Genomic DNA, 12,772 nt, shown 5'->3' with positions numbered 1-12,772 from the left:
TTTGGTGGTTCTGGACGCCTGCCAGTCGGTGCCCCACATGGCAGTGGACGTCAAGGAACTGGACGTGGACTTCGCTGTGTTTTCCGGCCACAAGATGCTGGCCCCTACCGGTGTCGGGGTGCTCTACGGCAAGCAGGAACTCCTGGACGTCCTGCCGCCCTTCCTCACCGGCGGCTCCATGATCACCACCGTGACCATGGAGCGCGCTGAGTACCTGCCGGCACCCCAGCGGTTCGAAGCCGGTACCCAGCGCATCTCCCAGGCCGTGGCACTCGCCACCGCGGTGAACTACCTCACCGAGACCGGCATCGAGCGCATCCACGCCTGGGAAACCACGCTGGGACAACGCCTCGTGAAAGGTCTTGAGGGGATCGACGGCATCAGGGTGGTCGGGCCGGCTTCGGGGGTCGAGCGGATCGGTCTGGCCGCGTTCGACGTCGCCGGTGTCCACGCGCACGACGTCGGTCAGTTCCTGGATGATCGCGGCATCGCCGTCCGCGTCGGTCACCACTGCGCCCAGCCATTGCACCGCCGCCTGGGACTGACGGCCACCACCCGGGCGAGTACCTACCTCTACAACACCACGGATGACGTAGACGCTTTCCTCGACGCCGTTTCCGGGGTCCGGGCCTACTTCCAGGCCTAGCCGGCAGCACTGAAGCAGGCTGCAACCACCGAACAGGCAACAACCACCGAACAGGCAACAACCACCATGAGTCTTGACCAGCTGTACCAACAGATCATCCTGGACCACTCCAAGCAGCGGCACGGCAGCGGCCTGGCTGAAACAGCAGCCCCCGAAGGAGCGTCCACCGGCCAATCACACCAACTGAACCCGGTGTGTGGTGATGAAGTCACGCTGCGGCTCGCCGTTGCGGACGGAACAGTCCAGCAGATCAGCTGGGACGGGGCGGGCTGCTCCATTTCCATGGCCTCGGCCTCAGTGCTCAGCGAACTGGGCGAGGGAATGTCCGTGGCGGAAATGCACGCCGTGATCGAGAACTTCCGCGAGGTCTTGAGGTCCCGCGGGAAAGTCCAGGCGGACCCGGAGGTCCTCGGAGACGCTGCCGCTTTTGAGGGCGTGGCCCGTTATGCGGCCCGCGTCAAGTGCGCCATGATCTCCTGGGTTGCTGCCGAGGATGCGCTCAACCAGGCCACCGCCTAACCTCTGCCAGCAGCCGCAGCCGCAGCCGCAGCCGCAGCCGCAGCCGCAGCCGCAGCCGGAGCCGCAGCCGCAGCTCGGCAACCCGGCCCGTCAGGCGCGGGCAAAGACGTCAGGTACGCCATCGCCGTCGTCGTCCCGCTCTTCCTCCGCCTGAACCTGGCGGTAACGCCGGTTGCGGGCCCTCAGTACGACGGCGGCCAGCAGCGCCGAGATCAACGAACCTGCCAGGATGGCTACCTTGGCGTGGTCGCCGTGCGGGGAATCCGAGCCGAAGCTCAGTTCGCCGATCAGCAACGAGACCGTGAAGCCGATGCCGGCCAGAAGTGCCAGCCCGAAGAGGTCGATCCAGGCAATGCTGGAATCGAGGCTTGCACGGGTGGTCTTAGTGACCAGGAAGGTAGTGCCGAAGACACCCACGGCCTTACCCACCACCAGTGCTGCCACGATGCCAACCGCCACGGGATCGGTGAGTGCTGCCCCCATGCCATCGAATCCGCCCAGGGCTACGCCTGCGGAGAAGAACGCGAACACCGGCACGGCAAAGCCCGCTGAGAACGGGCGCAGGCGGTGCTCGAAGTGCTCGGCCATTCCCTCGGCCGGCTCGCCCTTCTTGCCGCTGGCGAGGACCGGAACGGCGAAGCCCAACAGCACTCCGGCCACCGTGGCGTGGATCCCGGAAGCGTGGACGAACCCCCACGTGGCCAAGGCGAGCGGGATGAGCAAGTACCAGCTGCGGATCCGCTTTTGGACCAGGAAGGTGAAGAGGGCAAGGGGTACCAGGGCGGCCAGTAGCATGAGCGGCTGGAGTCCGGTGGAATAGAAGAACGCGATGATTCCGATAGCGATGAGGTCATCCACCACGGCCAATGTCAGCAGGAAGGTCCGGAGGGCGGCCGGCAGGTGGGTATTGATGACCGCCAGCACTGCCAGGGCGAAGGCGATATCGGTGGCTGTGGGAATGGCCCAGCCCTTGAGCGTTTCGGGTGAACCCAGGTTGAACAAGACGAAGATGACCGCAGGAACCACAACGCCGCCAACCGCCGCGGCCACGGGAACCACTGCTTTGGCGGGTTTGCGGAGCTCGCCGGCTACGAATTCGCGTTTGAGCTCAAGACCCGCAAGGAAGAAGAACACTGCAAGCAGGCCGTCCGAGGCCCAATGGCCGAGGCTCAACTCAAGGTGCCAGGGCTCGTAGCCGATCTTGACATCGCGGAGGGCAAAGTAGCCATCGGCTGCAGGGGAGTTGGCCCAGACAAGGGCAATCACGGTGGCAGCCAGAAGGAGGGCGCCGCCAACTGTTTCCGTGCGCAGGATCGAAAGGATCCGGCGGTACTCGGGATAACTGGAGCGGGAGAAGACTGCGCTTGAACTGCCGGGCTGCTGAGGGGTTGCTGGGGGTTTCCGGGCCACGGGGGCTCCTTAACTTGCGGGAATCAATCGGTCTAAGGGGAGCACAAAGGCTCCGCCGACCAGACTTCCCGGCACACCACTGTCCATCTTACCCAACGGAGTAGCAGCAGAGCGCGTTATCAGCTCTCATAACGCTCTCTGCTGCGACTCAGTTGGGTGAAACTCAGGCGACGAGGCCCGCAATCCCAATGGCCGCCGTCGCGAGTCCCAGCACCATGGAGATGGTGACCAGCACAACGTGGACCGTGAGGAACTTGGTGGCCTTGCCGGCGGCGTCGCGGGCGCGGGGGTCCTTCATGACGCGCTTGAGGAACTGCGGCCACACAACCAGGGACCACACTCCGGCAACGATCAGGACAACCGCAAGGATTGCAGGGATCTCCACGCTTAGTGGCTTTCGAGCCAGGCCTGGGCCTGCTGCGACTGGATGTTCAGTGCTTTGCCCACCATCGGTTCCGCGGCGTCGGCGATCTTGCCGCCAAGGAACGGAACCGAGGAAGAGACGTTGCCCTCAAGCTCGATCCGGGTGTTGCCGCCGTCGGCCACAAGGCGCTGGACGGCCGTGACGTCCAAGGGCGCACCCGAGATCTTCAGGGCAATGTTGCTGGCACGCGAGCCATCGGCGGCAGGAGCTTCCCACTGCTCGGTCTGGGTGACCTTGAGGGTCTCGCCAACAAACTTCCGGGCAATGTCCGGCAGGCGCGTGGTGGGCAGGGTGCGGACGGTAACGGTGCTGAAAGCACCGGCGGGATCGCCGTCGATCGTGAACGATTCCAGGGAGCCGCCCACCAGTTCGCTCGTGTGACGCAGGAATTCTTCGTCAACAAATACGGCAGCTACGCGGTCAACGCTGTGCGGCAGGGTGGTGGATGCGCTCAGGGCCATGGGTCCTCCGTGAATGGTGGTGGTGAAGCTTTTTAGCTCCCAACATCCTACGGGGTTCCGCCGGCCACCCCTGAACCGGTGGACGTGGACGAGCTCTCCTGGAGGGTGATGGCCGCTGCCGAAATGTTGCGGGCCATGGACGGGAAGATGAAACCGTGGAACGGGTAGACACCCAGCCAGTAGAGCCGACCGGCCAGTCCGCGCGGGAAGAAAATGGCGCGCTGTTTGTAGAGGCTGCCGTCGCCGTCGGCCTCCACTGCCAGCTCCAGCCAGGCCCCGCCCGGGGCCCGCATTTCGGCCCGTAACCGCAGCAGGTGCCCGCGGTCGATGGCCTCCACCCGCCACCAATCCACTACCTCGCCGGCGTTGAGGGTCTTGGGATGCCGGCGTCCCCGCAACAAACCAGCACCGCCCTGAAGCTTGTCCAGCCAGCCGCGGATCCGCCAGGCCAAGGGCAGGGAGTACCAGCCGTTCTTGCCACCGATGCCCTCGATGATGGTCCAGACATGCTCCGGCCTGGCCTCGCTGTGGAACGTCCGTTCGTCGAGGAACACTTTGTAGCCTGCCCAGTCGGGGTCGCTGGGAAGGGGATCGGCGTCGATGCCGGCATTGGCCCAAGTGGTCTCCACCTGCCCGTCCCGTTCCTTGCCCAACGCCAAAGCGACGGCGCGGCGGTACTGCGTCAGGCCGCCGTCGGGCTGCGGAAAGTAACGGTCGACGTCGTGCTCCCGCGACACCGCGTCATGTTGGAGCGACTGCACCAAAGGCAGGGACATGGACAAGGGGATGGGTGTTACCAGGGCCACCCACAAACCGGCGAGCTTCGGTGCCGGCACGGGAAGCGCGACGACCAGCCGACGCGGGAGCCCACGCTCCACTGCGTACTCGTTCATCATCTGCTTGTACTTCAGGACGTCCCGGGAACCGATGTCAAAGGAACGGTTCAGCTTCCCCGGGAGCGCCGCTGCAGCCACGAGGTAGTGCAGGACATCGCGGACCGCGATGGCTTCCACCCGGTTGTTGACCCAGCTGGGGGCGGGCATGACGGGGAGGGTTTCGGCGAGGTGCCGGATCATCTCGAACGACGCCGACCCCGAACCGATCACCACACCGGCCTGGAACACTATCGCGTCCACCGGGGAGTCGAGGAATACCTTGCCCACGGTTTCGCGGGAACGCATGTGAATGGACAGTTCCTCGTTCTCCGGGTGCAGTCCGCCCAGGTAGACGATCCTGTCCACGCCGGCCTCCGCCGCGGCTCCAGCCACGAGCCGGGCCATGGCTTCTTCCTTGGCCTCGAATCCGCTGCCGGACGCCATGGAATGGACCAGGTAATACAGGACGTCCACACCGGCCAGGGCATCGGTGAGGCCGTCGGCGTCCGAGAGGCTGTTCTCGATGATCTCCACCTGGTCATGCCAGGGAACATCGGCGATCTTCTGCGGGGTGCGGACCAGGACCTTGACCGTGTGGCCGGCTTCGAGGAGCCGGGGGACCAGGCGGCCGCCGATGTAGCCGGTGGCGCCAGTGACCAGCACCGTCTTGGTGTCCTGCGGGGTATTGGAATGCGTAGCTTCCGAAGGCTGCAAAAGGAACTCCTGTGGCTGGGGGTAGAGGTAGGCTGGAATGACCCGGCATTCATCTGAATTTCCGGGCATTTGTGTTGCCTGCCCTTGGACCCACCCTAGGAGTTTCTGTCATGAGCCTCAACGGTCTGCGCCGCGCACTGGCGGAGGATAAGACTTTTGCGCGCGTCCGCTCGGAGGCGCAGCGGTCTTTCCGCGACCGGAACGCCGACTACCAGATCAGTGCTCCCCAAGGGATGCGTGCCGTGTTGCTCGCCGAAATGGCGGACGCGCTGGCGGACGCTGGTGCCGACGACGCTCCCGTGGTCCTGGCTGTCACCGCAACCGGCCGCGAAGCCGAGGACCTCACGGCCGCGCTCGCTTCCTACCTCCCCGCGGAGTCCGTTGCCACCTTCCCCAGTTGGGAGACCCTCCCGCATGAGCGGCTTTCTCCGCGCTCGGACACCGTTGGCCGCCGACTCTCCGTCCTGCGCCGCCTGACCCACCCTGAAAGTTCGACGACGGCCCCCTTGCGTGTTGTGGTGGCTCCGGTTCGCGCCGTGGTCCAGCCCCTTGTGGCCGGCTTGGGGGACCTGGTTCCCGTGACGCTGCAGGTGGGACAGGAACGTTCCTTCACGGAGGTCGTCAGGGCCTTGTCCGACGCCGCGTATGCCCGCGTTGACATGGTGACCCACCGCGGCGAGTTCGCGGTCCGAGGCGGCATCCTTGACGTCTTCCCACCCACCGAGGACCACCCCATCCGCGTGGAGTTCTTTGGTGACGAAGTGGACCAGATGCGCTGGTTCGCCGTGGCCGACCAGCGCTCGCTGTCCGCCCCTGGAATCCACCACCCCACTGAACTGCATGCCCCGCCGTGCCGGGAAATCCTGATCACCGCGTCCGTCATGTCCCGTGCGGCCAAGCTCAAAGCCGATATGCCCGCAGCGGCGGACATGTTGGAGAAGATTGCCGGCGGTATTGCTGTTGAAGGCATGGAGTCGCTGGCCCCCGTGCTGGTTGATGCCATGGTCCCGTTCGTGGATCAGCTCCCGGCCGGCTCGCTGTCGGTTGTCATCGAACCGGAGAAGGTCCGCACCCGCGCGCACGATCTCGCGGCGACCAACGAGGAATTCCTGGAAGCTGCCTGGGCAACAGCGTCCGACGGCGGTGCGGCGCCCCTTGACCTGTCGTCGCAGGCCTCCACGGACTTGCATGCGGCCAGTTTCCGATCCCTGACCGACACCCGGTCGGCCGCCCTCGCCCACGGCGTCTCCTGGTGGTCCATCACTTCGCTCGCCTCCGACGAGGACCTGGTCCTGGACATTGACGTCCTGAACATGCGGGCCCGCGAGCCGCGTGGGTACCAGGGCGACGTAGCGGAGATGCTGGAGTTCATTGGCTCCCGTGTCCGCGAACAGTGGCGGGTAGTGGTGGTGACCGATGGTCCCGGGCCCGCGCAGCGCCTGGCCGAGTTGTTCCATGATGCCGACATTCCCTGCTCCCGGGTGGAGTCACTGGATCAGGAACCCCAACCGGGCATCATCGAGGTGACCACCGCCGCCGTCGGGCGTGGATTTGTCCTGGACGGCCTGAAACTGGGCTTGCTGACTGAAGCCGATTTGTTGGGCCGTGCCACGGCAAGTTCCACCAAGGACATGCGGCGCATGCCCTCCAAGCGTCGCAACGCCGTGGACCCGCTGCAGCTGCACGCGGGCGACTTTGTGGTCCATGAGCAGCACGGCATCGGCCGGTTCGTGGAGCTCATCCAGCGGAAGGTGACCGGTACCTCGGCCTCCGATGCCGGCCTGCGCGAGTACCTGGTCCTTGAGTACGCGCCGTCCAAACGAGGCGCTCCGGGGGACCGGCTCTTCGTCCCGACCGACCAACTGGACCAAGTGACCCGCTACGTCGGCGGCGACACCCCTGCGCTGAGCAAGATGGGCGGTGCCGACTGGGCCAGCACCAAGTCCAAGGCCCGCAAGGCCGTCAAGGAAATCGCCGGAGAGCTGATCCGGCTGTATTCGGCCCGCATGGCGTCCCGCGGCCACGCCTTTGCTCCCGACACCCCGTGGCAGCGCGAACTTGAAGAAGCCTTCCCTTATGTGGAGACGCCGGACCAGCTGACCACCATCAATGAGGTCAAAGCGGACATGGAACGCGAAATTCCCATGGACAGGCTGGTCTCCGGTGATGTGGGCTACGGCAAGACGGAGATCGCCGTCCGCGCAGCGTTCAAAGCCGTCCAGGACGGCAAGCAAGTGGCTGTCCTGGTGCCCACTACGTTGTTGGCCCAGCAGCACTACGAAACCTTCACCGAACGCTTCTCCGGGTTCCCCCTGCGGGTGAAGCCGCTCTCCCGGTTCCAGAGCAGCAAGGAAGCCAAGGAAACGGCCGAGGGCGTCAAGAGCGGCGCCGTGGATGTGGTGATCGGTACGCATCGGCTCCTGTCCAAGGACTTCGAGTTCAAGGACCTCGGGCTGGTGATCGTCGATGAAGAGCAGCGCTTCGGTGTGGAGCACAAGGAAGCGCTCAAAAAGATGCGCACCAACGTGGACGTGCTGGCCATGAGTGCAACACCGATTCCGCGAACCCTGGAAATGTCGCTGACAGGTATTCGGGAAACGTCTACCCTGGCCACGCCGCCGGAGGAACGCCACCCCGTGCTGACCTATGTAGGCCCGTACACCAACAAGCAAACCTCCGCCGCGATCCGCCGTGAACTGATGCGCGAAGGCCAGGTGTTCTTCGTCCACAACCGCGTCTCTTCCATTGAACGGATCGCAGCGCAGATCCGCGAATTGGTCCCTGAAGCCCGGGTTGAAGTAGCTCACGGGCAGATGTCCGAGAGCCGCCTTGAGAAGATCATTGTGGACTTCTGGGAGAAGCGGTTCGACGTCCTGGTCTGCACCACCATCATCGAAACCGGCCTGGATATCTCCAATGCCAACACGCTGATTGTGGATGGCGCAGACAAGTACGGGCTCTCGCAGCTCCACCAGCTCCGCGGACGTGTTGGCCGTGGACGTGAACGGGCGTACGCCTACTTCCTTTACCCCTCCGAAAAGCCACTGGGCGAGGTAGCCCTGGAGCGCCTGAAGGCAGTGGCGGCGCACAATGAACTCGGTGCCGGCATGCAGCTGGCCATGAAGGACCTTGAGATTCGTGGTGCGGGAAACCTGTTGGGCGGTGAACAGTCGGGCCACATCCAAGGCGTGGGCTTCGACCTCTACATTCGCCTGGTGGGCGAGGCTGTGGCCGAATATCGCGGGGAGGCCGAAGAGAAGGCCGCCGAGATGAAGATCGAGCTCCCCGTCAACGCCCACCTTCCGCACGACTACGTGCCCGGCGAAAGGCTGCGCCTGGAAGCCTACCGAAAGCTGGCCGCTGCCATCACCTACGAGGCCATCGACGAGGTCCTGGCCGAACTGGTGGACCGTTACGGCGAGCCTCCGCTGCCAGCCCAGAACCTCATCGCCGTGGCCCGCTTCCGGGTGGGTGCCCGCGAAGCCGGCCTGTCCGACGTCGCGCTCCAAGGCAACTTCATCCGATTCTCGCCGGCCCAACTGCCGGAGTCCAAAACCATGCGCCTGAACCGCATGTACCCAGGCTCCCAGGTGAAACCCGCGCTGGATGCCGTGCTGATTCCCAAGCCCAAGACAGCCAAAATCGGTGGACGCGATCTTCAGGATGCCGAGATTTTGCAATGGGCCAACAACGTTATTGAAGCGATCTTCGCTGAAGTACCTGTAAAGGCGGGCTAACTTCCATGATGGGAGGACATCACGCCGCGTCGGGAGCCGCGGCGTGGATAGCTATTGCCTCGACCGGCCCCTACGCACTGGGTTGGTACCCCTTGGATTCCACGGGGATCCTGATCGGCGCCATGGCGACGGCGGGAACTGCTTTGGTGGTCGACTGGGACCACCGCCACAGCACCATCGCCAATTCCCTGCCGCCGCTGTCCAACGTGATTGCGGTGGGGATCGAAAAAGCCAGTGGAGGGCACCGCCAGGGAACGCACTCTTTGTTGGGTGCCTCCGCATTTGTGGTGCTCGCAGCCATGGCGGCCCAGTTCCAGATGGTCACCCCGGTAGGCAAGCTTTCCATCGGTGCCGGGTTGCTGTGCATGTTCATGATCAACCTGGCAGCCAAGGCATTGAACCTGTTCCCGAAGTCCGGGTGGATTACCAACTGGCTGTTCGCCTTGGTGATGGCCGGCCTGGTCACTTGGTTTGCGCCGGACCAATGGGGTTGGTTGCCGCTGTCCATGCTGACGGGCGTGGTGGTGCACATTGTGGGGGACATGATCACGGTGGGCGGGGTGCCACTCTTATGGCCCATTGTCATCAAGCCACCGAAATTCCTGCGCAAATCCCTGATTCGGGGAATCTGGCGGCCAAACGGAGCTTTCTCCATCCCGTTGCTGGGGCGGGCGGGTTCCCGGCGCGAATGGTTGGTCCTGATACCCGTGAGCGGCTACGCGATGGTGGGCATGGGAGCCGCCGCGTGGACCCTGGCGCAACAGCACTGGCCCGGCGTTCTGGCAGCACTGGGCGGTGTGGTGCAGATGCCGTGACGGCGTGTTGCGATGGAGTAGTTTCGAGGCTTAAAAGAAAGCGGCCCGGGCATCCCGCCCGGGCCGCTTTCCTGCATCTAGCGTTTAGTTTTCGCCCGCGGAGTCCGAGCGGCCAAGAATGGTCTGCGGGATCCAGAACGCCAGGGCGAACAGGCCCAGGCAAACGGCCATCGGCCACGGGTTGTCCAGGCTGAGGAAGGACAGCGAGTAGATGGCGCCCAGGAAGAGCACAATCATGACCAGGAACAGGACAATGCTCTGGACCAGGTTGTTCTCGCGCTCGATGGGGGCGCTTGTTGTGTTCTTGGACATTCGTTCCTCCTCGGCCCCGCGGGGCTCAAAATCTCTGGTGGTCCTGGAAGCCTTTAGTAGGCGGATGAACCCTGCTCACCCTTGACGATGGCAATTCCGGAACTCGCTCCGATACGTGTTGCACCAGCAGCAATCATAGCCTGTGCATCGGCGAGGGAACGCACTCCACCTGAGGCTTTGACGCCCAGGTCCGGTCCCACGGTCTTGCGCATCAAGGCGACGTCTTCCACGGTTGCCCCTCCACCGTTGAATCCGGTGGAGGTCTTCACGAAGTCAGCCCCTGCCTCCACGGCTGCTTGGCAGGCGATGACCTTCTGCTCGTCGTCCAACATGGATGTCTCGATAATGACCTTCAGGATGGCTTCACCGGCGTGGACCGTCTCGGCCACGGCCCTGATGTCGTCCACCAGCGCACCTTTGTCATTGGCCCGGGCGGAGGCCATATTGATGACCATATCGATTTCGTCAGCGCCATCGAGGACTGCTCCGCGGGCTTCGAAGGACTTGACGTCGCTGGGCGTGGCGCCCAGCGGGAATCCGATGACCGAACACGTCAGCACACCGGATCCTTTGAGGGCCTTGGTGACCGTTTTGACCCAGACCGGGTTCACGCAGACGGACTTGAACCGGTATTCGATGGCTTCGGCGCAGACCTTGAGGACGTCTGCTTCGCTGGCCTCCGGCTTCAACAGGGTGTGGTCGATGTAGGAGGCGATGTTCGCCGGGGCGACCGCTTGGTTGCTCATGGGATCCTTCCGTGCCGGGCGTGGCCGGCCCGGTGGCCGCAGGGTTGTCACTGCCCGTCAAAGGACCATCTTGCCACATGGGTTGCAGACCATTGGGGCTTGTCCACATAGCCAAAGCGGGGCCTGATGCTCGTCCCTGCGCCTCTGGAAGAGTGCCGGTATGGAACCCATGCATCCGTGCCGGGCTGAGTGGATCACGCCGCCATCGGGACTTGCTGATCCTCAGTTCCCCGCGTGCCCAACAACATCCCGGAAGCGCACAACATCGCAGAAGACTCGGCGGAGAGGAGCAAACCAAGGCGAAGACCATCGCAGGAGGCCGCGTCGCCGATCGCCCAGATGCCCGGGACGGTGGTGGCGAGGTCGCGCCCCACGGAAATGCCGCCGTCGGAGGCAACCAACAAACCGGCGCTCTCGGCGAGGTCGTTACGGGCGGTGCGTTCCTCGGCAATGACAACGAGGTCGCCCTTCATGCTGCTGCCGTCCTCGAACACAATGCCAGTGGCCGGCAGTTTGGAGCCCGGCACACCTGGTGTGGAATCGACTGCAGCAACGGGGGCGGGGTCGGCAACGATAGCAGCCGGGCGAAGGGTGGTGCGCACGGGACGCACCCCACGGGCCCGGAGCACGGCTTCTGCTTGTCCGGCGGCGGGCCCGTTGCCCACCAGAATTCCGAGGGGTCGACGACCCACCGTCTTGGTGACGTCCTTGACGGCTTCACCGATGGTGGCGGCGTCATCGATGGTGGAATAGCTCAGGCCGGATTCGGCTCCTGCTACCGGCGGGAGGGAAGGCGCCGAGCCGGTGGCGATAACCAACTGGTCATAGGAGAACTCCAAGCCGTCCACCGTGGTGACGATTTTGGCGTCGGAGTCGATGAAACTGGCCGGCTGCCCGAAGCGGACCGAAACCTGGGGGAGTTCTGCCAGTTCCAGCAAGGCGTCGGGGCACTCGTCGCGATTGCTGAGGACGGTGATGGTTCCCTCGAAGGCACGCTGCCGGGAGTCTGTCCGTCCCGCAAGCCGGCGCACCAAAGCCTGAGCCGCGGGGCCCGCGCCTGCGATGACGATGTGGAGGGAAGGTGCGGACGGGGTGGCGGACATGTTTGGCCCTTTCGCTCAAATGACGTGCTGTTGATCTTCAGCGTAGGGGGCTGGTTTTTCGCGGGTGTTTCCCCGCTGTTGCCATCTTTGGCGTATCCGTAGCGCGCTGTTTACCGGCCGGTAATAACGTGCGTCACATTGAGCCGGCGGGCGCCTTCAATACCGGCGCAGCAGTTCGCGGAAACCTCTGCCCGCGAAACCCGCCGCCGCCCCTGCGCGGTCCACGATTCCGTGGGCGCCCACGGGTTCAACGGAGGCCAGGAGTCCGGCGGCATCGCCCAGGCTCATGGTCAGATCGGCAATCAACCCACCCACTTCAAGCCGGGCGCGCCGGGAATCTGCCCAGGCATCCGGCCCCGGATCATCCCTAAGGGTGCGTGTCACCGCGAGGTTCTGCCATCCGCCGTCCACCCTTATCCGGGCGCGGTAGGTGACGTCGTCACCGCGGGTCTCCAGCCGCCCACCGGCCAGAAAGGCCCGCCCGAAGCTGGAGTGTTCCAGATAGCCACTGAGCTGTGGAGCTTCGTCACGGGGATCGGAGGGAAAAACCACTGTGGCCTTGAAAGTTACCGGCGAGCCCTCCAGCGTGCCCCGGAGCGTGTCGTTGAAGCGGACTCCTGGCGCCGGCTCGGTCATCGCCGTGCAACCGGCGTCCTTGGCCAACCCGGCCGGCCGCATGGTGTCCAAGTAGGCCCGGGCGTCCCTGTAACCCATGCCGATCAGGGTCTCGGCGTCGATCCTGCCCAGATAGAACTCCGGATCCAAGGGAAGGGGGTGCCGGGGACGGACCACATGGAGCACAAACTTCCGCCCAGCGGCCTCGGCAGCATCGAAATCAGCCAGGAGGGCGCCCATGGCACTCATCTCGATCATGTGCACGTACTGTTCCAACGGCCCGTCGCCCCAATACGGCGTGTTACCGATGCACCAGATCAGCCATACTTCCTCTGCACCACGCCGCAGGGCTTCGGCCACGTTGGCATCCCTGATCCAGACGGCGTCGGTCCACA

At 64.5% G+C, this 12,772-nt stretch carries 11 protein-coding genes and 1 pseudogene; 4 read left to right on the top strand and 8 right to left on the bottom strand.

The window, feature by feature from the left end; translation table 11 throughout:
* Together HP499_RS13250 and sufU are read left to right on the top strand one after the other, a co-directional pair.
* Positions 1 to 646 (top strand): aminotransferase class V-fold PLP-dependent enzyme (locus tag HP499_RS13250; protein WP_172324513.1); only part of this gene is annotated, 646 nt, incomplete at its 5' end.
* A gap of 66 nt (positions 647 to 712) precedes the next feature.
* The gene (gene sufU, locus HP499_RS13245; RefSeq protein ID WP_172324512.1) at positions 713 to 1,165 is read left to right on the top strand and encodes a Fe-S cluster assembly sulfur transfer protein SufU; all 453 of its coding nucleotides are present in this window, start codon (positions 713 to 715) and stop codon (positions 1,163 to 1,165) included.
* A 90-nt stretch (positions 1,166 to 1,255) separates the two neighbouring features.
* On the opposite strand, the gene nhaA is transcribed toward sufU, so the two are convergent.
* The 4 genes from nhaA to HP499_RS13225 form a co-directional block, all read right to left on the bottom strand.
* Positions 1,256 to 2,575 carry a Na+/H+ antiporter NhaA gene (gene nhaA, locus HP499_RS13240; RefSeq protein ID WP_172324511.1) on the bottom strand — a complete coding sequence of 440 codons (1,320 nt, stop codon included), beginning with the start codon at positions 2,573 to 2,575 and terminating at the stop codon, positions 1,256 to 1,258.
* A gap of 163 nt (positions 2,576 to 2,738) precedes the next feature.
* Positions 2,739 to 2,960, bottom strand: a complete 222-nt coding sequence (locus tag HP499_RS13235) for an SCO4848 family membrane protein (protein ID WP_089594213.1) — start codon at positions 2,958 to 2,960, stop codon at positions 2,739 to 2,741.
* Positions 2,961 to 2,962: 2 nt separating this feature from the next.
* Positions 2,963 to 3,460: a DUF2505 domain-containing protein gene (locus HP499_RS13230; protein WP_172324510.1), complete on the bottom strand. Its 498-nt coding sequence runs from the start codon at positions 3,458 to 3,460 to the stop codon at positions 2,963 to 2,965.
* Positions 3,461 to 3,507: 47 nt separating this feature from the next.
* The gene (locus tag HP499_RS13225; protein WP_172324509.1) at positions 3,508 to 5,118 is read right to left on the bottom strand and encodes an SDR family oxidoreductase; all 1,611 of its coding nucleotides are present in this window, start codon (positions 5,116 to 5,118) and stop codon (positions 3,508 to 3,510) included.
* A gap of 41 nt (positions 5,119 to 5,159) precedes the next feature.
* Here HP499_RS13225 and mfd point away from each other — a divergent pair, with 41 nt between their 5' ends.
* Together mfd and HP499_RS13215 are read left to right on the top strand one after the other, a co-directional pair.
* On the top strand, positions 5,160 to 8,786 hold the full coding sequence (gene mfd / locus HP499_RS13220) for a transcription-repair coupling factor (protein WP_172324508.1): 3,627 nt from the start codon (positions 5,160 to 5,162) through the stop codon (positions 8,784 to 8,786).
* A 5-nt stretch (positions 8,787 to 8,791) separates the two neighbouring features.
* Positions 8,792 to 9,601, top strand: coding sequence for a metal-dependent hydrolase (locus HP499_RS13215; RefSeq protein WP_172324507.1), 810 nt, complete (start codon positions 8,792 to 8,794; stop codon positions 9,599 to 9,601).
* Between the two features lie 84 nt (positions 9,602 to 9,685).
* Here HP499_RS13215 and HP499_RS13210 read toward each other — a convergent pair whose 3' ends face one another.
* From HP499_RS13210 to HP499_RS13195, 4 genes and pseudogenes are all read right to left on the bottom strand, one after another.
* Positions 9,686 to 9,913, bottom strand: coding sequence for a hypothetical protein (locus tag HP499_RS13210; RefSeq protein ID WP_172324506.1), 228 nt, complete (start codon positions 9,911 to 9,913; stop codon positions 9,686 to 9,688).
* A 53-nt stretch (positions 9,914 to 9,966) separates the two neighbouring features.
* Positions 9,967 to 10,659 carry a deoxyribose-phosphate aldolase gene (deoC, locus tag HP499_RS13205; RefSeq protein WP_172324505.1) on the bottom strand — a complete coding sequence of 231 codons (693 nt, stop codon included), beginning with the start codon at positions 10,657 to 10,659 and terminating at the stop codon, positions 9,967 to 9,969.
* Positions 10,660 to 10,853: 194 nt separating this feature from the next.
* On the bottom strand, positions 10,854 to 11,762 hold the full coding sequence (locus HP499_RS13200; RefSeq protein ID WP_172324504.1) for an FAD-dependent oxidoreductase: 909 nt from the start codon (positions 11,760 to 11,762) through the stop codon (positions 10,854 to 10,856).
* 156 nt (positions 11,763 to 11,918) lie between these two features.
* Positions 11,919 to 12,772: pseudogene (locus tag HP499_RS13195) on the bottom strand (patatin-like phospholipase family protein); the annotation flags it as partial.

This window comes from Paenarthrobacter sp. CM16, assembly GCF_013179505.1.
In the GTDB taxonomy this organism is placed as follows: domain Bacteria; phylum Actinomycetota; class Actinomycetes; order Actinomycetales; family Micrococcaceae; genus Arthrobacter.
This window is presented reverse-complemented; position numbering and strand designations above follow the sequence as displayed.

Bases quoted from the DNA above. Each gene is read 5' to 3' on its own strand.
- deoC (WP_172324505.1), bottom strand. From the start codon at position 10,659: ATGAGCAACCAAGCGGTCGCCCCGGCGAACATCGCCTCCTACATCGAC.
- HP499_RS13230 (WP_172324510.1), bottom strand. From the start codon at position 3,460: ATGGCCCTGAGCGCATCCACCACCCTGCCGCACAGCGTTGACCGCGTA.
- sufU (WP_172324512.1), top strand. From the start codon at position 713: ATGAGTCTTGACCAGCTGTACCAACAGATCATCCTGGACCACTCCAAG.
- HP499_RS13200 (WP_172324504.1), bottom strand. From the start codon at position 11,762: ATGTCCGCCACCCCGTCCGCACCTTCCCTCCACATCGTCATCGCAGGC.
- HP499_RS13215 (WP_172324507.1), top strand. From the start codon at position 8,792: ATGATGGGAGGACATCACGCCGCGTCGGGAGCCGCGGCGTGGATAGCT.
- mfd (WP_172324508.1), top strand. From the start codon at position 5,160: ATGAGCCTCAACGGTCTGCGCCGCGCACTGGCGGAGGATAAGACTTTT.
- HP499_RS13225 (WP_172324509.1), bottom strand. From the start codon at position 5,118: ATGCCCGGAAATTCAGATGAATGCCGGGTCATTCCAGCCTACCTCTAC.
- HP499_RS13210 (WP_172324506.1), bottom strand. From the start codon at position 9,913: ATGTCCAAGAACACAACAAGCGCCCCCATCGAGCGCGAGAACAACCTG.